This is a genomic window from Leifsonia poae, from assembly GCF_027921845.1.
Lineage (GTDB): Bacteria > Actinomycetota > Actinomycetes > Actinomycetales > Microbacteriaceae > Leifsonia > Leifsonia poae.
On record NZ_BSEN01000006.1, the window covers coordinates 343289 to 364424 of the forward strand.

The following is a 21136-nucleotide window of genomic DNA, read 5'->3' on the forward strand; positions in this document are numbered from 1 at the left end:
CAGTTCGGTAAACACGCAATGCCTAGGCAAACACTCGGATGGGAGCGGTTTCACGCTCGGCACGGCACGTGCATGTCCGACGCGTATGTGCTGCTGAAGCGAGCGACTACCCAGGATCGCGGCCCTCCGCACCTACTGTCTGGCCATCGTGATGCGGAAGCGTTCCTCCGGGTCGATGTAGTGGTCGTTGTCGTCGTCACCGATGTCGATCTGGACCCAGTTGATCTTGCCGGTGAATCTGCTGGTCTGCGGCGTGTAGTCGGCTGCGACCGCCGTGCCGGATTCGTAGCCGACGTCTGTGGTCTCGTCGGCTGAGAAGATCATCGCCTGCGTGGCCTCGACTCGTCCGCTGCCGATGGCGTCGCCGTCGCAGTAGATGGTCACGTCTCCGCCCTTACCGAGACCGCCGCCGTCGTAGGCGAATTCTGTCCGAACCTGATGCGTCCCTGCGGGTACCGGCTGTGCGCCTTCGATGACGAACTCCTGGATGCCGAGCACGTTGTAGGCGAACTTGGGTATCCCTTGCTTCACATAGAAGCTCCATCCGCCGAAGCGGCCGCCCTGGGCGACGATCACACCATCGACTCCGGACTCGGGCACGACGATTTCGGCGGTGATCGAGAACGATTTGTTCTTGATGCTGATGACGCTGTTCTCGGAGAGTCGGCCCATGCCCGCGAACAGGAGTTGGGTGTTGCCGTGAACAAGAGTCGGCCGACCTGCGGTGTCGGGGGAGAAGCGCTCAGCACCACGGTCGTCGAGGGGCAGCACGTTGTATTTCGTTGCTTCGATGAGCCAGAGTCGTTGGTACGTGGCGAGCAGCTCGGGATGATCTGCGACAAGGTTGTGGGCCTGGCTGAAGTCGTTGCTGCCGTCGTAGAGTTCCCAGTTGTCGTCGTCGAATGCCGGGATCTTCTCGCCCGTCATGATCCAGGGAGTGCGGTGTTTGGTGACGGCGCTCCACCCCTTGTAGTACAGGCCTCGGTTGCCGAACATCTCGAAGTACTGGAGGTCATGGCGTTCGGGCGCGGCGGGTTCGTCGAAGGTGTAGACCATGCTGGTGCCCTCCATCGGGGACTGCTGCACACCGTTGACGACGGTCGGCTCGGGTAGACCGGCTGCCTCGAGGACGGTCGGCGCGACATCGATCACGTGAGTGAACTGGGAGCGCTGGCCGCCCTTCTCCTCGATGCCGTTCGGCCAATGCACGATCGTGCCGTTGCGCGTGCCGCCCCAGTGCGAAGCGACCTGCTTCGTCCACTGAAACGGGGTGTCCATCGCCCAGGCCCACCCGACGGCGTAATGGTTGTACGAAGTGGGGCCGCCGAACTCGTCCATCTTGGATGCCATGAACTCGGGCGTCTCCAGGCCGGCCATCCCGTTGAAATTCGCCATTTCGTTGAAGGCGCCGTTGAGGGTTCCTTCGGCGGACGCCCCGTTGTCGCCGATGATGTAGTAGATCAACGTGTCGTCGAGGATGCCGAGGTCTTCGATGGCGTCGAGCACCCGGCCGACGTGGAAGTCGGTGTGCTCCATGAACCCGGCGTACACCTCCATCTCACGTTCGAGCACCGGTTTGAGCGCGGCGGGCATGTCGTCCCATGCCGGGATTTCAGCGTGGCGCGCCGTGAGTTCAGCATCCGCCGGGATCACGCCCAGCTCCTTCTGGCGGGCGAACGTCCGCTCGCGCTGGGCGTCCCACCCGTCCGAGAATTGGCCCTTGTATTTGTCGGCCCACTCCTTCGGGACGTGGTGCGGTGCGTGCGTCGCACCGGGCGCGAAGTAGACGAAGAACGGCTTATCCGGCATCAGGGCCTTCTGGCTCCGGATCCAGCTGATCGCGTGATCGGCGAGATCCTCGGTGAGGTGATACCCCTCCTCCGGTGTCGCAGGCGGCTCCACCGCGGTCGTCCCGTCGTAGAGAGCGGGATCCCACTGGTTGCTCTCCCCGCCGATGAAGCCGTAGAAGGTCTCGAACCCGCCCCCACCCGACGGCCACGCGTCGAACGGACCCATCGGGGAGGACTGCCACACCGGCACCTCGTGACACTTGCCGAACTGCGCCGTCGAATACCCGTTCAACTTCAAAGTCATCGCCAGCGGGGCTTTGGTGTTCGGCCGCACCGAGCTGTTGCCGGGCGCCGACGTCGCGGTCTCGGTGACGCTCCCCATCCCGACGGAGTGATGATTGCGGCCGGTGAGCAGCGCCTGCCGCGTCGGCGCACAGAGTGCCGTCGTGTGAAACCGGTTGTACTTCAGACCGCCCGCCGCGAGCCTTTCAGCGTTCGGGGTCGCACACGGACCGCCGAACGCGCTCGTCGCCCCGAACCCGGCGTCGTCGATCAGGACGATCAGCACATTCGGTGCGCCTTCAGGCGGCATCAGAGGCTCGATGGGTGGATACGCCGTGTCGGGATCCCTGGCGTCATAGGTGGTCAAACCGGGTGCCGGGCGGTCAGGAATCGGCAGCAGTGCGCGAGCGTGGCGATCGGGTTTCATGAGCTTCCTCCAGCTGGAACGGCAGCGGCGACGTGATGCGAAGGTATGGGAGACGGAACGGAAGTCACATCACCCGTCGGGGATGATGTCCCGATCGCACGCCCAAGAACGAGACGCTCGTCTACGAAGACGAGCGCCTGGCGGGGTTGTGACACGGCGCCACGTCGGATCTCCTCAAACCGTTGCGGTCGGGTCGTGGGGGGGAGCACACTAGGACCCGCGACCGCCGGTTTCGACCGTTACGCAGGCTCGAGCCGATTGCGTGAACACGCTCGACGGGACGGGATTCCCGTCTGGACGGACCAGAGGGGGCCGTTGTCGTGGATCTGGTAGACCTGGCTCGACTGCAGTTCGCGTCGACGAGCATCTACCACTTCTTCTTCGTTCCGGTGACGATCGGGCTCGCGTTCCTCGTGGCGCTCCTCCACACCGCGTGGTTCCGCTCCCACGATCCGCGGCACAAGGGCCTCACGAAATTCTTCGGCACTCTCCTGTTGATCAACGTCGCGATCGGCGTGGTGACCGGGCTCGTGCAGGAGTTCCAATTCGGGATGAACTGGTCGAAGTACTCGGTGTTCGTCGGCGATGTGTTCGGTGCTCCTCTGGCCATGGAGGGGCTGGCAGCGTTCTTCCTGGAGTCGACGTTCCTCGGGCTCTGGGTGTTCGGCTGGAACGTGCTGCCACGCGGCGTGCATCTGCTCTCGGTCTGGCTGGTGGCGGCGGGTGCTGTGCTGTCGGCGGCGTTCATCATGGCTGCCAACTCGTGGATGCAGCATCCGGTGGGGTACGCCACCGATACGGCGACCGGGCGACCCGTCCTCAATTCGATCGGCGACCTCTTCACCAACCCCGTGTTCGTGTGGGGATACCTCCACGTGATCCTCGCATCGCTGGTGACCGGGGCGATGGTGATGCTCGCGGTGTCGGCGTGGCAGCTGCGCAGAGGGCGGAGGCTCTTCAAGACATCCGCGGTGCTGTCGCTCGTGGTCCTGCTGCCGGCCTCCGCTCTGGCCCTCGGCGTCGGGAGCCACCTCGGCGTGATCGAGACCGGCTATCAGCCGATGAAGATCGCTGCCGCGGAAGCGCAATGGACGACGTGCCAGCCCTGCTCGTTCTCGCTGTTCCAGATCGGCGGGGGCAACAACGACGAGACGCCGACGAAGATCATCGAAGTCCCGCACCTTCTCTCGATATTGGCGACCGGCACCTGGGACGGCAAAGTCGTCGGGCTCAACGAACTGCAGCAACAATCGGTCGAGCAATACGGAGCCGGCAATTACGTGCCGAATGTGTTCGTGCAGTACTGGGGGATGCGCGTCATGGCGTATCTCGGAACGCTCGTGTTCCTCTTCGCTCTGTGGGGCGCGTGGCTGGCATTGCGGCGCAAACTTCCCACGTCCCGAGCGTTCCTGTTCATCGCGACGTGGGCTGTGCCCATACCATTCATCATCAACACGGCCGGCTGGTTCCTCACCGAGAACGGGCGTCAACCGTGGATCGTGCAGGGCCTGATGAAGACCTCTGACGGGGCCAGCACGACGGTCTCCGCCACGGAGCTGATCATCAGCCTCGTGGCCTTCTTCTTGGTCTACATCGTGCTCGCCGTCCTCGATCTGGTGTTGATGCTGCGCTTCGGCCGGCGCGATCTGGAAGAGATCGATGAGAGCTCCGACGACGACGCCCGCACCGACACCCCTGTCCTGACCTACTGACCGATAGAGCCGAGGAGGAGCGCGCGCCGTGAATCTTGCCGATCTGTGGTTCATCATCATCGCCGTGTTCTGGACCGGGTTCTTCGTGCTCGAGGGCTTCGACTTCGGTGTCGGCGCCATCCACTCCGTCATCGGCCGCTCCGACACCGAACGGCGCGTCGCCATCAACACCGTCGGTCCGTTCTGGGACGGCAACGAAGTGTGGCTGGTCGTGGGAGCTGCCGCCATCTTCGCGGCCTTTCCGGCCTGGTACGCCACCTGGATCTCGGCGTCGTATCTGGCCATCGTGCTTCTGCTCGTGGCCCTGATCGTGCGCGGGATCTCGTTCGAATGGCGCGGCCGGGGTCGAGGGGACGGCTGGCGCTGGGGCTGGAGTCTGTGCCTCACTCTCGGCAGCATCGTCGCGCCGACCGTGCTGGGGATCGCGCTCGGCGACCTGGTGGCCGGTCTCCCGATCGACAGCGATGGCAACTTCACCGGCGACTTCGCGAGTCTGTTCACGGGTCTCGGCGTCTGGACCGGTCTCACCATGCTGGCGCTCTGCCTTCTGCAGGGCTCCACCTTCCTCGCATTGCGCACGACCGACGCGGTGCGGGGGCGCGCCCGTCGGTTCGGTCACGTGATCGGTTTCGTCGACCTGGCCATGGTCGCGGTCTTCGGATTGTGGATGGCTCTGGTCGCGCATCCGGGGCCGGGCGGCTACGCGGTGCTCGCCGTGGCGCTGCTCGCGGTGCTGGCTTCGCTCATCGCCCAGTTCCGCGCACGGGACGGACTCGCGTTCTCGGCGAGCTCGATCGCGATCGCGGCCGTGGTCGCCTCCCTGTTCGTCAGCCTCTACCCGAATGTGCTCGTGTCGAGCACGAGCGCTTCGAACAGCCTGACCGTCGCGGGAAGCGCATCAGGGGACTACGCATTGAGCGTGATGAGCATCGTCGCGCTGGTCTGCTTCCCCATCGTCCTGCTGTACCAGGCGTACTCGTACGTCGTGTTTCGCCGCCGCGTCGCCGGACCACCGCCGACGGCCGAACCGTCAACCACAGAGTCTGCAGCGGCTGCCGCGGACTGATCAAAAGTATGGAGACAGCGATGACAAGCTCAACCGCGCCGACGACATCCTCAGCCCAGGACCAGTGGTCGGCCGTCGCCGACGTGCTGGTGATCTTCGGGATAACCGGCGACCTCGCCCGGGTGATGACCTTCCGTTCCCTGTATCGACTCGAACGCCGCGGGCTCCTCGACTGCCCCATCGTCGGCGTGGCCGTCGACGACTGGACGCTTGAACAATTGGTGCAGCGCGCGCGGGACTCGATCGCCGCCACCGGCGAACAACTCGACGAGGATGTGTTCCAACGCTTCGCCGGACGGTTGGCCTATGTGCAGGGCGACTTCGGCGACGCGGCGACGTACGAGAGGGTCGGTGCGGCGATCAGCGGAGCCAAGCATCCGGTGTTCTACCTCGAGATTCCCCCGTTCCTGTTCGGCAGAGTCGCACAGGGACTCTCGGAGGCCGGCCTCACTGCTGCCGGGCGCGTCGTGGTGGAGAAGCCGTTCGGTCACGACCTCGAGTCCGCGAAGGAACTGGCATCCGAACTGCACAAATACCTCGATGAAGCGCAGCTGTACCGGATCGATCACTACCTCGGGAAGATGGGCTACGAGGAGATCCTCTACCTCCGGTTCGCCAACACCGTGCTGGAGCCGTTGTGGAATCGCAGCTACGTGGAGTGCGTGGAGATCACGATGGCCGAGGATTTCGGCGTCGAAGACCGTGGCCACTTCTACGACCCGGTCGGTGCTCTGCGGGATGTGGTCGTCAACCACCTGATGCAGGTGGTGGCCGCGGCTGCGATGGAGCCGCCGTCCGGAGACGATCCTGACGCACTCCGCGACGCGGTGGTCACGCTGTTCCGGGCCGTGAAGGCAGCCGATCCCGCGCACTACGTGAGGGGACAGTACGACGGCTATCAACGGATCAAGGGAGTCGCCGAGGGGTCGACGACCGAGACCTACGCGGCTCTGCGGCTCGAGATCGACAACTGGCGGTGGGCGGGCGTGCCGTTCTACATCCGCACCGGAAAGAAGCTTCCTGTCACGCAGACGGAACTGCGCGTCGTCTTCCGTGCGCCGCCTCCCGTGCACCTCGGGCTGGGTGCCGGCGAGGATCGCAAGCCCGTCCGTGACGAATTCGTCGTCAAGCTGGATCCTTCTACCGGTGCTCGCCTCGTCGTGGATGCGCACCGCGCCGATGGCAAGGGGCCCCAGGCGATAACACTGGACGCGGAGTTCGCGGACGAGGGCGGTGAGGGAGCCACCCCCTACGAGGTGCTGCTGCACGCGGCCATCGTCGGAGACTCCGGCCGTTTCAAGCGCCAGGACGTGGTGGAGGAGAACTGGCGGATCATGCAGCCGCTGATCGACAACCCGCCGGCCGTGCATCCGTACGCGCCGGGAACCTGGGGACCCGCGATCGCGTCGACCCTCGTGGCGGATCACGGTGGCTGGCAGGGCCCGTGGATCGTGGAGTCCGAGGGAGACGCGAAATGAGCCTCACGTCGCCCTTCCCGCCCATTGCCGACTACGCGTTCCTGTCGAACTGTCACACCGGGGCGCTCGTCGCTCCGGACGGCTCGGTCGACTGGTTATGCGTACCCGCGTTCGACTCGCCGAGCGCATTCGGCAACCTGCTCGACAGGGGAGCCGGCTCATTCCGGTTCGGCCCGTACGGCATCAACGTGCCGACCCAGCGGTCCTACGTGCCAGGGACGAACGTGCTGACGACGACCTGGCACACGCCGGGTGGATGGCTGCTGGTGCACGACGCCCTGACGATGGGCCCGCGTACTGGTCCCGACCGCATCACGCCGCACACGAGACCTCCCGCTGACGACGATGCAGACCATATGTTGGTGCGATTGGTGGAGTGTCTCGAGGGCTCCGTCGAAGTCGAACTGAACTGCGAGCCGGCGTTCGACTACGGCCGCCAGCCCGCGGGCTGGTCGCTCGTCGACGACGACCTGCATGCGGCCGACGCCACGGGTGCTGGGCAGCAGTTCCGGCTGAGCACGAACATGGCCATCGGTTTGGAGGGCAGTTCTGCCCGCGCGCGGCATACCCTCGCGGCGGGCCAGAAGGCGTACTGCGCGCTGTCCTGGGCTGAGGAGTTCGCGTCCCCGCGCGACGTGGACGATGCCGCAGACCGGATCGAACGCACCGTGCTGTTCTGGCGCCGCTGGCTGGCCCGAGCGCGCATCCCCGACCACCCTCTTCGACACCCACTTGAGCGGTCCGCACTGACGATCAAGGGCCTCACCTACATGCCGACCGGCGCAACGGTCGCCGCACTAACGACCTCGCTTCCCGAGACGCCGGGCGGCGAGCGGAACTGGGATTATCGGTACACCTGGATGCGGGACACCACCTTCACCCTGCAGGCGCTGCACTTCCTCAATCTGGACTGGGAAGCCGATGAGTTCATGCAGTTCGTGGCCGACTTGGAACCGAACGAGGACGGCGGCCTGCAGATCATGTACGGCATCGATGGCCGTCGCGACCTGACCGAGTCGACCAGGGATGACCTCTCCGGGTACGAGGGCGCTCGACCGGTCAGGATCGGGAATGGAGCCTTCAACCAAAGACAGAACGATGTCTACGGTGCGGTTCTCGACTCGCTTCTCCTGCACACGCGACGCAACCAGCACCTGCCCCGGCGACTCTGGCCGCTTGTGAAAGCGCAAGCCGAGTCCGCGCTGGCCTCATGGCGAGAACCCGACCAGGGCATCTGGGAAGCACGCGGAGCGCCGCAACACTACGTGTCGTCGAAACTGATGGGGTGGGTGGCGTTGGATCGTGCCGCGAAGCTCGCCGAGATCAGGGGAGACCTCGAGCTCGAAAAGTCCTGGAGCGCGGCCGCGGACGAGATTCGCGCCGACATTCTCGAACACGGCGTGAGCGAACGCGGTGTGCTGCGTCAGCACTATGACACCGACGCGCTGGACGCTTCAACGCTGCTCGCAGCGATCTTCGGATTCCTGCCCGGTGATGACGAGCGGATGAGGAAGACCGTCGATGCCATCGCGACGGAGCTCACGGAGCACGGCTTCGTGCTGCGCTACGTCACGGGCGAGACCGACGACGGGCTGTCGGGCAAGGAGGGCACGTTCCTGATCTGCTCGTTCTGGCTCGTCTCAGCCTTCTCGATCGTCGGGGAGGGCGAACAGGCCGCCGACCTGCTCGAGCGCCTCTTGAGGATCGCGTCGCCGCTCGGCCTGTACGCGGAGGAGTTCGAGGTCGGCCGCTCTCGGCACCTGGGGAACTTCCCGCAGGCGTTCTCCCATTTGGCGCTCATCGAAGCGGGGGCCCGAATCATCCTCGCCGATCGACTCGCAGAGTTGTCGCTGTAATCCTGGAGGAGAGAAGTCATGGCTGATGAATACGACGTGATCATCGTTGGGTCGGGTGCCGGGGGAGGCACGCTCGCCCACCGGCTCGCGACCTCCGGCAAGCGGATACTGATCCTCGAACGCGGTGACTGGCTTCCCCGAGAACCTGAGAACTGGGATGCGACGGCCGTCTTCGTCGACAACCGCTACATCTCGAAGGACACCTGGTACGACCAACACGGGAAGGCATTCCAGCCTCAGGTGCACTACTTCGTGGGCGGCGCAACGAAGTTCTACGGGGCTGCTCTGTACCGGTTGCGTGAGGCAGATTTCGGTGAGCTGAAGCACCACGGGGGCATCTCGCCGGCATGGCCGATCAGCTACACCGACCTCGCGCCCTACTACGAGCAAGCCGAAGACCTCTATCAGGTGCACGGCATCCGTGGTGAGGATCCCACCGACCCGCCCGGCGGACCATACCCGTACCCGCCGGTGTCTCACGAGCCGCGCATCCAGGAGTTGTTCGACGACCTGAGCCGGGTGGGGTTGCATCCCTTCCACTCCCCGAACGGTGTCATGCTCGACGAGGCGAATCCCGCGTTCAGCCCCTGCATCCGCTCGGCGACCTGCGACGGGTTCCCCTGTCTCTTGCATGCGAAATCGGACGCCGAGGTGATCGCCGTTCGTCCCGCGATCACGCACGACAACGTCACCCTGGTGCGCAATGCGGAGGTCCGACGGCTCGAGACCGACGCATCCGGCCGCGCCGTGACCTCCATCGTCGCGGATGTCGACGGTGAAGAACAGCGGTTCACGGGTTCGATCGTCGTGGTCTCCGCCGGTGCGGCAAATTCCGCGAAGCTTCTGCTCGCCAGCGCGAACGACCGTCACCCGAGCGGGCTCGCCAATGGGTCCGATCAGGTCGGCCGCAACTACGTCTTCCACAACAGCCGGGCATTCCTGGCGATCTCGATGGAGAAGAACGACACCCGATTCCAGAAGACACTCGGACTCAACGACTGGTATCTCGGCGACGACGACTTCGAGTTCCCCATGGGCAACGTGCAGATGGTCGGCAAATCATCGCCGCCGATGTACCGGGGCGAGAAGCACATCGCGAAGCTCGCGCCAGAGTTCACCCTGCAGGAGATGGCCGAGCACGCGGTCGATTTCTGGCTCTCGGCAGAAGATCTGCCGGTTCCCGACAACAGGGTCACGCTGAACAAAGACGGCGATGTTGTGCTGAGTTACACCCAGAACAACCGGGAGCCGCTCGAGCAGCTCTATCGCCGGGTGAAGGGTCACCTCAGCCATCTGGGCATGCACCCGCATCACTTGATTCCACGCGACGCCTACATGAAGAACGACATCCCCGTCGCCGGCTGTGCGCACCAAGCCGGGACGGTGCGCTTCGGCCGCGATCCGTCGACATCGGTGCTGGACTCCGACTGCAAAGCGCACGAGGTGGACAACCTCTATGTCGTCGACACCAGCTTCTTTCCCAGCATCGGAGCGGTGAACCCGGCCCTCACCGCGATGGCGAACGCTCTCCGTGTGGGCGATCACCTGCTCGACCGGCTGCGCTGATCATCGGCGGGTAGCCACTATCCGACGATCACGCCGAGCACTTCGTTCAGTGCCTCGGTCGAGCTCGGGTGGGTATAGATCGCGTTCTTCAGAGTCGTCGCGGTGACGCGCTGGCGCATGGCGAGAGCGACCGTGTTGATGATCTCCTGCGCGTCGATGCTGAGGATCGCTGCGCCCAGGATGAGGTCGGTGTCGGCGTCGAGGATGAATTTCATCACTCCGCGGGTCTCCTCCACCGTGTACGCGCGGGGCATCGCGACGATGTCCGCCACATTCTCGCGTGCCACCCGGATGTTCAGTCCCTGTTCGCGCGCCTCGCGCTCGGTCAGCCCGACGGTGGCCAGCGGCGGGGTGATGAACAGGGTTCTCGGGACCGCGACGCGGTCGCTGGTAGCACGCGTACCGTCTCCCAGCAACTGGTCGATGACGATACGGGCGTCGTCGAGGGAGACATAGGTGAACTGCGGTCCGCCGTTCACATCGCCGAGGGCGAAGATGTGCGGCCGGCTCGTCCTCAGGTGCTCGTCGACGATCACGGCGCCGCGTGCGGTGGTTTCGACCCCCGCGGCCGGGAGGTCCAGCGAGTCCGTGGCGGGCCGGCGGCCCGTCGCAGCGAGGAACGCGTCCGCCTCGACCGTGTGGCTCTCGCCGTCCTTCACGTACGTGATGACCGCGTTCGACGCGGTGTCGGTGATTCCCGTGACGGTGGCACCGGTGATGATCCGGATGCCGTCGCCAGCGAGAATGCCGGTGGCGACCTCGGCGACGTCCGTGTCTTCCTTCGCCAGGAGCCGGTCTGCCTCCTCCAGAACGGTGACCTGCGCGCCGAACTGCCGATAGATCGACGCGAACTCCAGGCCCAGGTATCCGCCTCCGATGATCGCAAGGTGGCGGGGGAGCCGCTCCGCGTGGATCAGATCCGTGCTGCTCACCTGGAAGGCGCTCGCGCCGGCACCCTCGATGTCGGGCACGATCGGCTCCGAGCCGGTGTTGATCAGAATCGTCGGCGCGGTGACCGTGATGCGGTCGTCCCCTTCGCCGATCGAGACGGTGTGCTCGTCGACGAACCGCGCGGCACCCGTGATGACGGTGGCGGTGTCCTTGCCGTCCAAGGAGGCGAAGTTCCCGGCCCGGAACGCGCTCGTCAGAGCGCGGACGCCCTCGATCGAGTTGGCGAAGAACTGCTGGGCCTCGTCCTCCAGCCGCTTGGAGTTGGAGTAGTGCACGAGCATCTTCGTCGGCACGCAGCCGACGTTCGGGCAGGTGCCGCCGTACATCTGATCGGACTGCTCGACGAGGATGACGCGCTTGCCGGCGTCGGTGAGGGCGTGTGCTGCGGTCTTGCCCCCCTTGCCGAAACCGATCACGAGGACGTCGGCGGTGAGTGCTGTTGTTGTGTCCATGCCTTGAGTCTGTATCGCTCGATGTGATACGAATAGTCCGTTTCGTCGCAACAAATAGCCCGAAAGTCTCACATGGACGACATCAGCCGGTTGCTGAGGATGGCGCGCCTCGACGCCACCCTCGACAAGCGCTGCCTGTTGGCAGCCTCCACCCGGATGGAAGTCGACAGCATGGGGGAACGCGAGGTGCCGTTCCACGTGCTGCTGGAGGGGGAATGCCGGCTCGAGGTGGAGGGCACGCTGATCACGATGCGCCGGAGACGTGGTGGTGATCCCCGCCGGCAGCAGTCATCGCGTCGTCACCGAGGGCGCCGGCGTGCTGCGGCCGACTACGGAGCGCCAGGGTCGGACTTTCGCGCTGACGAGCAGCGAGGGCGGCGGGCATCCGGTGATCGACCTGTTCTGCGGTCACTACACGGTCGGCGCCGGAGCCGGGGCCATCCTCTTCGGTTCCCTTCCGACCCCGACCCATGTGTCGCTGTTCCGTTCCGAGGGTGGACGGGACCTGCTGACCGGCCTCAGCTCGCTGATGCGATCGGAAGCCTCCCACGACGGCGCCGGGTCGGCCGCCATCATGTCCGCCTTCTGCACGGTGCTGATGGCGCTCGTGCTGCGCACGCCGGCCAGCAGTGGGGGGAACTCGCTCCTCTGGACCGCCGTCAGCGAACCGAGGATGGGCGAGATCGTGCGCCTCGTGCTCGACGATCCGGGCGGGGACTGGTCGATCGACCGGTTGAGGCGGCGATCGTCAATGTCGCGCGCGACATTCATCCGGCACTTTCAGGCGGCCACTGGCATGACCTTCGGCCGCTTTCTAGCGCGTGCGCGCCTCATGACGGCGGCGGATCAGCTGGTGGGGACGGATCTATCCGTCGCCGCGATCGCCGCCGCCGTGGGATTTCGTTCGGAGTCGGCTTTCGCCCGCGCCTTCCGCGCAGAGCTCGGTGACACCCCTGCCCGGTTTCGCCGGTCTCAGGCGGAGTGAGAAGAACGAGCGGCCATACAGCCGGCTAGCCCTCGCCGGGGCGGTAGCTTCCGAAGGTCCACTCACGCCCTCCCGGGTCCAGCACCCGCGCACGCCGTGCGCCCCACGCGGTTTCCTCCGGGGCGAACACGCCCTGACCTCCCCGAGCTACGGCAGCGGCATAGAGCTCGTCGACCTCCATCGGTTCGACAACCAGGTAGGCGCCGACGCCAGTTGAGGCCCCCAGCAGCGGGGGACGGGTGTATTGCGCATCGTCAACTGCCAACATCACTACTGCGTCGCCGCGGCGCATTTCGCAATGGTTGACTCGACCGCCCTCTTCATTCCGGACGACGATGCGAAAGCCGAGAATCTGAAGCCAATCGATGACCGGGGCTGGTTCCGGGTAGCTCAGATAGATCGCGAGATCAGCCATGAACTCAGAATATGAGCGATCTGCTAGCCAGGCTAGGGGCCTCGCACAGGCCGACGGAGGCCCGAGTCCTGACACCCGGCGATTCGGCACGCCATACCGTCGGCGCACGAACGGATGCCTAGGCTACGAGGGTGACCTTGTCTCCCCGATTCGCGCGCACCACCGATCTCGAGGTCGCGTACCTGGAGAGCGGGGAAGCGGCGGGGGTGCCCGTAGTCCTGCTTCACGGGTTCCCGTATGACGTGAGCGCTTACGACGAGGTCGCTCGACGGCTCCACGGCGCTCGCGTCATCGTGCCGTGGTTGCGGGGTTTCGGGCCGACCCGATTTCGGAGCGATCAGCTGATCAGGAGCGGCCAGCAAGCAGCCCTCGGGACTGACCTGTTCGAACTCCTCGATGCCTTGCAGCTCGAGCGCTGCGTCGTCGCCGGTTACGACTGGGGTGGGCGTGCGGCGTGCATTCTCGCCGCACTGCACCCCGAGCGGGTGTCCGGGCTGGTCACGGTCGACGGCTACAACGTGCAGGATTTGAGTGGCCAGCCGCGCCCGCTTCCGCCGGAGGACGAGAGGCGGCGCTGGTATCAGTACTATCTGCACTCGCAGTGGGGAGCTGCCGCGTTCGCTGCGGACCCCGAGGAGTTCGCCCGAGTGCTGTGGGAGACCTGGTCGCCGACCTGGACGGCCGGCCGAGGGGCGTTTCAGCGCAGCAGGGAGAGCTTGGCCAACCCGGACTTTGTGGAGGTGGTCGTTCACTCGTACCGGCACCGGTTCGGGCTGGCAGAGGGCGACCCGCGTCTGCAGCCGGTTGAGGACGCGCTGGCCGAGCGGCCGCCGATCACGGTGCCGACCATTGTGCTGGAGGCCGGCGCGGACGGCGTGACGGGGTCGCCCCGGGGCGACATCGAGCGTGCCGAGTTCACCGGTCGCTATGCCTACCGCCTGATCGAAGGTGTCGGCCACAACGTGCCGCAGGAGGCGCCGGTCGCGTTCGCCGCGGCCGTACAGGAACTCATCGACGGGAGCTGACCCGTTCGCAGTTCGGTCGACTACGCCTCGCGGGCTTGAGCCACCGGCGCCTGCGACCTTTGCCCGCATGTGGGTCACAAAACCCTCGCCCGATCGGTCTTAGTTGTAGCGGCGCTGAGAGCAGGCCGGATGGAGGCGATCGAAATGTCCGAGATCACACGAGGGGCGACGGCGACGGGACGGATGCTCGGTCCTGCGATCGCTCGCTGCGGCTGGTCCGTCTGGGAGTGGCTCGCGCGTCCGCTTCACTATCGAGCTGTCCACCACTTGCATGTGGCCGCCGAGACGCACGACAGAGACAGGCTGCGCACTTTCGTGGCGCCGACTGTCTCGGTCGTTGTCGACTCCGGCCACGGCGGGCCCTCGGGCATTCGTGTCGTTCAGGGCTTCGAGGACGCCTCCATCGTGCTCGAGCACGGGTTCACGCGGACGGCGGATGTCCTCGTCGACGAACGATCGGTGAACAATCAGGCCGGACTGATCATCACTCGTGCCGGAGCGCCGATCGCGTCGGTCGCCGTGGACTTCACGGGCCGATTCATCACCATGATCTGGATTCGTCTCGAACCGGCTGGGCTCCGGCACTGGAACTCCGTCTAAAGTCGACGTTCTGAGGTCACGGGCGTGAGCACGATTCGGCCGACCGCCTCGCGGCTCTCCAATCGGCGGTGAGCCTCGGCGGCTTGTTCCAGCGGAAGGCTTTCGACCGGCACGATCACCGCGCCTGCGCGCACGAGGTCGATGGCCCGCGCGGCCAAAGATCGCACCCGTTGCGGACGGGCCTCCAGAAGCGCGGCGATGTTCAACCCGACCACCCCCGTGTTGCTGAGCCAGAGATCGTTGGTGCCGACGAGCACTTGTTCGGCATCCGACGCGTTGCCGACGGCGATCAAGCGCCCGAGGGGCTGCAACAGACTGAGGGCCGCGACCCTCGAGGCGCCACCGACCGGGTCCACGATCACGTCGAACCGTGCCGCCGTGTGGGGCAACTCGTCGGTGAGCAGAACGTCGTCGTATCCCAGGGCGAGCGCCCGCTCGACACTGCCGGCCCGGCTGACGGCGCCAGTCACCCTGCCGGCGCCGAGCGCCTTCGCAACCGACGGGAACACGCTTGCAAGGCCGCCCGTGGCACCGAGGACCAGGACCTCGTCCTCCGCCCGGAGTCGCGCCGCGTCGTCGAGAGCCGCAAGTGCCGTGACGACGTTGGGGATGCCGGCAACGGCGGTGTCCGGCGCTATCGGCCCTGAATCGTCATCGAGCGGGAGGACCACGCTCGCCGGCACGACGACGATCTCGGCGTAGCCGGAGGTGCCCGGACGGCTGAGGGTGACCACTGGCTGCCCTGGCGTCAGCCCTTCCACATCGTCGCCCACCTCGAGTATCCGGCCGGCGACCTCGATGCCAGGGATGAACGGAACGGGGACCAGCCCGCCCAGCCCGTCGCGGCGGAACAGGACGTCGATGAGACCCACTGCCGCGGCCTGCACCGCGATGCTCACCTGGTCGCCGCCCGGCGTCGGCGCCGTCACGTCTGTGAGGCGCAGTGCTTCTGGTCCGCCGTACTGCTCGACAACGATCGCGCGCATCCGGACAAGTCCCCTTCTCTCATGATCGGCACTCCACTATCGCATCCGTCGTCGCCGCCAGCCCAGAATTCACTCGAACAAATGTTCGAATGTTAATGGTTCAATAGGACCATCCCCGACCCCTTTGGAGGCCCTCATGAGCATGACGCACGCGACCGACATCGTCTCTGTCTGGACCGACAACGGACGCCCCACCCGGATCGTCTGGCGTGGCACCCGCTACGTCGTCACCGATCAGCCGACACCGCTGCTGCGGGACACCTGGCACGACGCCCTGACGCACCCGGCCGGCCGGATCTTCGGCTGGCGATTCCAGGGCTGCTCGGTCGCTGACGGCGACGTGCGGATGTTCGACGTCCGCCCCGCCGCCGACGGCGGTTGGGAACTGCTGCGCACCTACGTCTGAATTCGGGGATGGGAACGCTGTGCCCCTCAGCGCTTCCGCCACCCGCGCGCAGCGATGGCCCGACCTAGACGGCGGCGAAAAACGAGGTGACGGTGTCGAGCGCCCCGGGGGCGAGCCGGTAATACGCCCAGGTCCCGCGCTTGCTGCGGGTCAGAAAGCCGGCGTCGGTCAGAATCTTCAAATGGTGCGACACGGTCGGCTGCGACAGTGCCAGTGGTTCGGTGAGGTCGCACACGCACGCCTCCCCATCCGCATGCGCGGCGATCATCGACAGCAGCCGCAACCGTGCCGGGTCGGCGAGCGCCTTCAAGGCGCGGGACAACGAGATCGCATTCTCCTCGCTGATCACCTCCCCGGTGATCGGCGCACAGCAGGCCTGCAGATCGCGCAAGGGGAGGAGCTCGATGGTCGACATGCATCGATTCTCATCGATACATTGACAAACGTCAATGTATTCGTTCACCCTGGGTTCATCGACAACCGTCGATGAAGAAGGGAGAATCATCATGGGATGTTGCGACGACTGCCAGACGCTGCCCGACGGTTCGTGCGCGCCTGACTGCTGCTGACACGTCACGGGCCGTCGCCCCTCCCGGGTGGCGGCCCACCCCAACGAATTCACGGAGACACCTATGACCGACATCACGCCGACCGTCCTCTTCGTCTGCGTCCACAACGCAGGCCGTTCACAGATCGCCGCCGGTTACCTGCGCGAACTCGGCGGCGACCGCGTCCGAGTCCTCTCCGGCGGATCCGAACCGGGCACAGCATTGAACCCGGTCGCCGTTGCGGCGATGGCCGAAGAAGGAATCGACATCTCCGACCAGGTCCCTTCGATTCTGGAGACCGAGCAGGTCCGCGAGTCGGACGTCGTGATCACCATGGGCTGCGGCGACGCCTGCCCGATCTTCCCCGGCAAGCGTTACGAGGACTGGGAACTCGAGGACCCCGCGGGCAAGGACATCGATACCGTCCGCCGCATCCGCGACGACATCCGGGGCCGCGTCGACGGACTGATCGCCTCCCTGCCGATCTGAGGTCAGGCCCGTCCGCGCCAGGGGTCGTACTCGGCGAGGAGTGGGCCCTGCGCGGGTCGGTCGCCCTCGGGCACGTGCTGCAGGTTGACCCGGACGCGGTACCAGAGCGAGCTCGCGCCGCGCATCCCGTCCACGAGCTCGTCGGCGGGATGCAGGTGGCCGGCGGCGACCGGATTCTGCACTCGCCACCGTTCCAGCGCTGCGAGCGCCTCGGGCTTCGTCTTCGTGCGCGCGATTTCGATGAGCGGCATCAGCGAGACGCGGCGGCCCCCGCCGTCGGCCGTCCGCGGCGGCTTTTCCGACGGCCCGAGTCGTTCGGCGAGGGCGAGCAGGGCGTCCAGCGAACCGACCGCGTCGTCGATGCCGGCGTGCGGATCGCCGCGCTCGGCGAACCGCTGCAGCACGGTCGGCACGGTGAACTCCTCGGGGCGCCGCGAGCGCACCTCGTCCCAGTCGAGCGGCGTCGAGACCCGGGCATCCGGCAGCGGCCGGATGGAGTAGGCGGACGCCACGGTACGGTCCTTGGCGTTCTGGTTGAAGTCGACGAAGACGCTCTCGCCGCGCTCCTCCTTCCACCAGCGCGCCGTGGCCAGCCCGGGCGCGCGGTTCTCGACCTCCCTGGCGAGCGTTTCAGCGGCGAGGCGCACGTCGGCGAATCCCCAGTTCGGTGCGATGCGAACGAGGATGTGGAGACCGCGTGAGCCGCTCGTCTTCGGCCAGCCGACGAGACCGTGATCCTCGAGGACCTCGCGTGCCGTGAATGCGACGTCGACAATCTGCGACCAGTCGACGCCGGGCATCGGGTCGAGGTCCACCCGCAGTTCGTCGGGATGGTCGAGGTCATCGGCGCGCACGGCGTGCGGGTTGAGGTCGAGGCAGCCGAGGTTCGACACCCAGACGAGTCCGGCGGCGTTCCGGAGGACGGCCTCTTCGGCCGAGGTGCCGCGCGCGTAGTGGAGCGTCGCCGTCTCGATGTAGCCGGGGTGATCATCCGGGACGCGCTTCTGGAAGAACGGCTCCTGCGCGATGCCTTTGACGAAGCGCTTGAGCACCATCGGGCGCCCGCCCGCGCCACGGAGGGCGCCGTCGGCGACGGCGACGTAATAGCGTGCCAGGTCGAGCTTGGTCAGGCCCGGCTCAGGGAAGACGACCTTGTCGGGATGCGAGATGCGCACCTTCTCACCGGCGACCTCCAGGAACGTCTCGGATCTCGACGACGGGCTCATGCCACCACGGTAACCGCGTCAGCCCCCGCCGACCAAGGCCGGTCGGCTGACCTCGACCCGCCGGTTCAACGCCAGCGGGCACGAAAGGGACTCGGTCTTCGGCACCATTTCTCGAGGCGATCGACTACCCCGGCTACGGGTCGTACGTGCCCTGACCGCTCGTAACGTGTTCGGCTAGGGTCGCCCCTATGGCTATGCACTCCGACGAACTCCAGATCGAGGATGCGCTTGTCCAGCAGTTGATCGTCGAGCAGTTCCCGACGTGGCGGCACGAGCCGATCCGCCGCGTAGCGAGCACCGGAACCGTCAACGCGATCTACCGGATCGGGTCTGAGTTCACCGCACGGTTCCCGCTCCGAGACATCGACCCGGCGGACGTTGCGGCCGACATCGCCCGGGAAGCCGAAGCGATGCGGGAGTTGAGTGCATGCTGCCCGTTCCCGACGCCCGTCCACGTCGCGATGGGTGAACCCGGCCACGGCTATCCGCTGCCGTGGTCCGTGCAGACGTGGCTGACCGGGGACGTTGCGACACCCGATGGTTTGGCCGGGTCCACGCGATTCGCACGAGATCTCGCTGCCCTGCTGAAAGCGTTCCGTGGCGCGGATACCAGAGGGCGCGGGTTCATGAGTACGGGGCGCGGCGGTCGGTTGCAGGATTCCGACGAATGGATGGACGTCTGTTTTCGCGAGAGCGAAGGTCTACTCCCGGTCGAGCGGCTCCGTGCCCTCTGGAACGGGTTCCGCTCCCTTCCGCCGGCCGCCGAGGTCGTCATGAGCCATCGCGACCTCATCCCGGCCAATGTCTTGGTCGATGGTGAGCGACTCGCCGGGGTCCTCGACGGCGGCGATTTCGCGCCGGCCGACCCGGCGCTCGACCTCGTCGCTGCCTGGCACATGCTCGACGGCGATGCCCGCGCGACCTTTCGCTCCGAGCTGGGATGCGACGACGTCGAGTGGCAGCGTGGTGCGGCCTGGGCGTTCCAGCAGGCGATGGGCCTCCCGTGGTACTACCGGGAATCGAACCCGGAAATGAGCGCCCTCGGCCGAAGCACACTGACCCGGATACTCACCGACCCCGACGTAGCCGGCTGAGCACCGAGTACAAAGAGACCAGCGAGGGCGGTCTCGCCCTGGTGGTGTCCCCTGATCGGGTTACGCAACGGTCAGCTAGTGGTCGATCGCGGTTCACTCGTGCGTCGTTTTCTCGACGATGCGGTCGGAGACTGTCGAGGCATGGACTTTCGTGAAGACAGTGTGACATCTGGTCCCCGTGAAGCGGGCCTCTCGCGGCGCTCTCTTCTCGCTGCGATCGGAGCCGGTGCTGGTGTGGCGCTTCTTCCGATGGTCTTCTCCGAGGTGTCAGCACAGGCGGCTACCACTGCTGGGACGCAGACCAAGGCGATCACGGGGCACCTCGTTCCTGGTTCTCCGGACTTTGTCTACCTGCCGGTGGTCGTCCCGGCAGGTACAGCTCAGATCTCGGTTTCGTACACATACTCGAAGCCCGGCGTCCCAGCTGGAACGCCCGGAAACGCGTGCGACATCGGCATATTCGACGCGCGCGGTATCGATGTCGGCGGCGAAGGGTTTCGCGGTTGGTCCGGCGGATTCCGCACAGAGTTCTCCATCAGCCGCTCGGAGGCGACACCCGGTTATCTGCCCGGCGACGTGATGCCCGGCACGTGGCACGTGGTGCTCGGCCCTTACCAGATCGCACCTCAGGGCATGGACTACCAGGTCCAGGTCACCCTGGTCTCTGGCGCGCGCGGCGCTGCATTCAAGCCGTCCTACCCCGCCACGACTGCCTCGGGGCGCGGCCGCGCTTGGTACCGCGGCGACTGTCACCTGCACACGGTGTACTCCGACGGACGTAATACGCCTGACCAGGTCGCAGCCGGCGCCCGCGCCCGCGGACTCGACTTCATGGTCTCCACTGATCACAACACGACCTCATCGCATGGTGTCTGGGGTCCGCTCGCGGGGCCGGATCTCTTGATCATCACCGGCGAAGAGGTCACGACTAGAAACGGTCACTGGCTCGCACTTGGAACTCGACCTGGTGACTTCATCGATTGGCGCTACCGGGCGCGGGACGGCGTGTTCCCGAAGTTCCAGGAACGGGTTGAAGCCGACGGGGGCCTCAATGTGTCGGCACATATGTACTGCCCGTGGATTGCGAGCGAGTGGAAGTACGGCTGGGACGGTCTCGACGGCACCGAGGTTTGGACCGGTCCCTGGGGCTGGGACGATGACGCTGCGGTCTCGACCTGGGACAACCTGCTCGCGGAGTCCGCACGCACAGGCAAGAAGTGGTTGCCCGCGTTTGGGAACAGCGACGCGCACAACCCGACCGATGTGATCGGGCTGCCTCACAATGTCGTGCTGGCGGACGATCTCTCCCGGACTGCGATCCTGGCGGGGCTGAAAGCCGGGCGGTCATGGCTCGCGGAGTCAGCCGATGTCGATCTGACCTTCGTCGCCGCGACGTCACGCGGTGTCGTGGCCGGCATCGGCGAGACGTTGCGGGCCGCGCGCGACGAAGACATCACTGTCACCGTCGACGTTTCCGGTGTGCCCAATGGCACGGTTCGCCTCTTCACCGACGAGGGTCAAATGCTTCAGTCGACCCTGCCCGCGTCCGGCGCCGCAACCATCACTTGGCTCACGCGACCGGAGATCGCCGCCTATGTGCGGGCTGAAGTCCGCCACCCCATGGCCGACGGATCAGCCGGTGCAACCTCCATGGGGCCAAAGCTCAATTTCGGGTCGATGGCAGCGATGACCAACCCGATCTGGCTGCACACAACGAGTTCCCGTGGCGGCCACCCCGGCCCGAAATGACCACCTGAACAAGCTTGAAATCGCACACCGAGG

Annotated in this window: 18 protein-coding genes; 12 read left to right on the forward strand and 6 right to left on the reverse strand. The window is 66.0% G+C overall.

Annotated elements, in window-relative coordinates:
* Positions 1 to 132: 132 nt before the first annotated feature.
* Entirely contained in the window at positions 133 to 2499 is a 2367-nt protein-coding gene (locus tag PKE84_RS08580) for an arylsulfatase (RefSeq protein ID WP_271176810.1), read from the reverse strand.
* A 320-nt stretch (positions 2500 to 2819) separates the two neighbouring features.
* On the opposite strand from PKE84_RS08580, the gene PKE84_RS08585 reads away from it, so the two are divergent.
* From PKE84_RS08585 to PKE84_RS08605, 5 genes are read left to right on the forward strand one after another with little or no spacing between them, the layout of a single operon-like run.
* Positions 2820 to 4211 (forward strand): cytochrome ubiquinol oxidase subunit I, encoded by a 1392-nt coding sequence (locus PKE84_RS08585; RefSeq protein ID WP_271176811.1) that lies wholly within the window; start codon positions 2820 to 2822, stop codon positions 4209 to 4211.
* Between the two features lie 28 nt (positions 4212 to 4239).
* Positions 4240 to 5277: a cytochrome d ubiquinol oxidase subunit II gene (gene cydB, locus PKE84_RS08590; RefSeq protein ID WP_271176812.1), complete on the forward strand. Its 1038-nt coding sequence runs from the start codon at positions 4240 to 4242 to the stop codon at positions 5275 to 5277.
* Between the two features lie 20 nt (positions 5278 to 5297).
* Positions 5298 to 6755: a glucose-6-phosphate dehydrogenase gene (gene zwf / locus PKE84_RS08595; protein ID WP_271176813.1), complete on the forward strand. Its 1458-nt coding sequence runs from the start codon at positions 5298 to 5300 to the stop codon at positions 6753 to 6755.
* The gene (locus PKE84_RS08600) at positions 6752 to 8611 is read left to right on the forward strand and encodes a glycoside hydrolase family 15 protein (protein ID WP_271176814.1); all 1860 of its coding nucleotides are present in this window, start codon (positions 6752 to 6754) and stop codon (positions 8609 to 8611) included. Before zwf ends, PKE84_RS08600 begins: the two co-directional genes overlap by 4 nt.
* Before the next feature lie 18 nt (positions 8612 to 8629).
* Positions 8630 to 10177: a GMC oxidoreductase gene (locus tag PKE84_RS08605; RefSeq protein ID WP_271176815.1), complete on the forward strand. Its 1548-nt coding sequence runs from the start codon at positions 8630 to 8632 to the stop codon at positions 10175 to 10177.
* 17 nt (positions 10178 to 10194) lie between these two features.
* On the opposite strand, the gene PKE84_RS08610 is transcribed toward PKE84_RS08605, so the two are convergent.
* The gene (locus PKE84_RS08610; RefSeq protein WP_271176816.1) at positions 10195 to 11580 is read right to left on the reverse strand and encodes a dihydrolipoyl dehydrogenase family protein; all 1386 of its coding nucleotides are present in this window, start codon (positions 11578 to 11580) and stop codon (positions 10195 to 10197) included.
* A 262-nt stretch (positions 11581 to 11842) separates the two neighbouring features.
* Here PKE84_RS08610 and PKE84_RS08615 point away from each other — a divergent pair, with 262 nt between their 5' ends.
* Positions 11843 to 12565: a helix-turn-helix domain-containing protein gene (locus PKE84_RS08615; protein ID WP_271176817.1), complete on the forward strand. Its 723-nt coding sequence runs from the start codon at positions 11843 to 11845 to the stop codon at positions 12563 to 12565.
* A 25-nt stretch (positions 12566 to 12590) separates the two neighbouring features.
* On the opposite strand, the gene PKE84_RS08620 is transcribed toward PKE84_RS08615, so the two are convergent.
* On the reverse strand, positions 12591 to 12980 hold the full coding sequence (locus PKE84_RS08620) for a VOC family protein (RefSeq protein ID WP_271176818.1): 390 nt from the start codon (positions 12978 to 12980) through the stop codon (positions 12591 to 12593).
* Between the two features lie 131 nt (positions 12981 to 13111).
* On the opposite strand from PKE84_RS08620, the gene PKE84_RS08625 reads away from it, so the two are divergent.
* Both PKE84_RS08625 and PKE84_RS08630 read left to right on the forward strand, forming a co-directional pair.
* Positions 13112 to 14005, forward strand: coding sequence for an alpha/beta fold hydrolase (locus tag PKE84_RS08625; RefSeq protein ID WP_271176819.1), 894 nt, complete (start codon positions 13112 to 13114; stop codon positions 14003 to 14005).
* A gap of 144 nt (positions 14006 to 14149) precedes the next feature.
* Positions 14150 to 14605, forward strand: coding sequence for a hypothetical protein (locus PKE84_RS08630; RefSeq protein ID WP_271176820.1), 456 nt, complete (start codon positions 14150 to 14152; stop codon positions 14603 to 14605).
* On the opposite strand, the gene PKE84_RS08635 is transcribed toward PKE84_RS08630, so the two are convergent.
* Positions 14602 to 15504 carry a quinone oxidoreductase family protein gene (locus PKE84_RS08635; RefSeq protein WP_271176821.1) on the reverse strand — a complete coding sequence of 301 codons (903 nt, stop codon included), beginning with the start codon at positions 15502 to 15504 and terminating at the stop codon, positions 14602 to 14604. The two genes, PKE84_RS08630 and PKE84_RS08635, sit on opposite strands and share 4 nt — an antisense overlap.
* A gap of 223 nt (positions 15505 to 15727) precedes the next feature.
* On the opposite strand from PKE84_RS08635, the gene PKE84_RS08640 reads away from it, so the two are divergent.
* Positions 15728 to 15997 carry a hypothetical protein gene (locus tag PKE84_RS08640; protein ID WP_271176822.1) on the forward strand — a complete coding sequence of 90 codons (270 nt, stop codon included), beginning with the start codon at positions 15728 to 15730 and terminating at the stop codon, positions 15995 to 15997.
* Positions 15998 to 16061: 64 nt separating this feature from the next.
* Here PKE84_RS08640 and PKE84_RS08645 read toward each other — a convergent pair whose 3' ends face one another.
* Positions 16062 to 16412 (reverse strand): ArsR/SmtB family transcription factor, encoded by a 351-nt coding sequence (locus PKE84_RS08645; RefSeq protein WP_271176823.1) that lies wholly within the window; start codon positions 16410 to 16412, stop codon positions 16062 to 16064.
* Between the two features lie 217 nt (positions 16413 to 16629).
* Between PKE84_RS08645 and PKE84_RS08650 the strand changes: the two genes are divergently transcribed.
* Complete coding sequence (locus PKE84_RS08650; RefSeq protein WP_271176824.1) at positions 16630 to 17034, forward strand: arsenate reductase ArsC; 405 nt, start codon at positions 16630 to 16632, stop codon at positions 17032 to 17034.
* A gap of 2 nt (positions 17035 to 17036) precedes the next feature.
* On the opposite strand, the gene PKE84_RS08655 is transcribed toward PKE84_RS08650, so the two are convergent.
* Entirely contained in the window at positions 17037 to 18260 is a 1224-nt protein-coding gene (locus PKE84_RS08655) for a DNA polymerase domain-containing protein (RefSeq protein ID WP_271176825.1), read from the reverse strand.
* A gap of 194 nt (positions 18261 to 18454) precedes the next feature.
* On the opposite strand from PKE84_RS08655, the gene PKE84_RS08660 reads away from it, so the two are divergent.
* Together PKE84_RS08660 and PKE84_RS08665 are read left to right on the forward strand one after the other, a co-directional pair.
* Positions 18455 to 19354 carry an aminoglycoside phosphotransferase family protein gene (locus tag PKE84_RS08660; RefSeq protein WP_271176826.1) on the forward strand — a complete coding sequence of 300 codons (900 nt, stop codon included), beginning with the start codon at positions 18455 to 18457 and terminating at the stop codon, positions 19352 to 19354.
* 141 nt (positions 19355 to 19495) lie between these two features.
* Entirely contained in the window at positions 19496 to 21103 is a 1608-nt protein-coding gene (locus tag PKE84_RS08665) for a CehA/McbA family metallohydrolase (RefSeq protein WP_271176827.1), read from the forward strand.
* Positions 21104 to 21136 lie beyond the last annotated feature (33 nt).

Excerpts from the sequence above, each read along its gene's own strand:
- PKE84_RS08665 (WP_271176827.1), top strand. The coding sequence starts at position 19,496 with ATGGACTTTCGTGAAGACAGTGTGACATCTGGTCCCCGTGAAGCGGGC.
- PKE84_RS08620 (WP_271176818.1), bottom strand. The coding sequence starts at position 12,980 with ATGGCTGATCTCGCGATCTATCTGAGCTACCCGGAACCAGCCCCGGTC.
- PKE84_RS08640 (WP_271176822.1), top strand. The coding sequence starts at position 15,728 with ATGAGCATGACGCACGCGACCGACATCGTCTCTGTCTGGACCGACAAC.
- PKE84_RS08580 (WP_271176810.1), bottom strand. The coding sequence starts at position 2,499 with ATGAAACCCGATCGCCACGCTCGCGCACTGCTGCCGATTCCTGACCGC.
- PKE84_RS08650 (WP_271176824.1), top strand. The coding sequence starts at position 16,630 with ATGACCGACATCACGCCGACCGTCCTCTTCGTCTGCGTCCACAACGCA.
- PKE84_RS08610 (WP_271176816.1), bottom strand. The coding sequence starts at position 11,580 with ATGGACACAACAACAGCACTCACCGCCGACGTCCTCGTGATCGGTTTC.
- PKE84_RS08655 (WP_271176825.1), bottom strand. The coding sequence starts at position 18,260 with ATGAGCCCGTCGTCGAGATCCGAGACGTTCCTGGAGGTCGCCGGTGAG.
- zwf (WP_271176813.1), top strand. The coding sequence starts at position 5,298 with ATGACAAGCTCAACCGCGCCGACGACATCCTCAGCCCAGGACCAGTGG.
- PKE84_RS08645 (WP_271176823.1), bottom strand. The coding sequence starts at position 16,412 with ATGTCGACCATCGAGCTCCTCCCCTTGCGCGATCTGCAGGCCTGCTGT.
- PKE84_RS08660 (WP_271176826.1), top strand. The coding sequence starts at position 18,455 with ATGCACTCCGACGAACTCCAGATCGAGGATGCGCTTGTCCAGCAGTTG.
- PKE84_RS08600 (WP_271176814.1), top strand. The coding sequence starts at position 6,752 with ATGAGCCTCACGTCGCCCTTCCCGCCCATTGCCGACTACGCGTTCCTG.
- PKE84_RS08605 (WP_271176815.1), top strand. The coding sequence starts at position 8,630 with ATGGCTGATGAATACGACGTGATCATCGTTGGGTCGGGTGCCGGGGGA.
- PKE84_RS08630 (WP_271176820.1), top strand. The coding sequence starts at position 14,150 with ATGTCCGAGATCACACGAGGGGCGACGGCGACGGGACGGATGCTCGGT.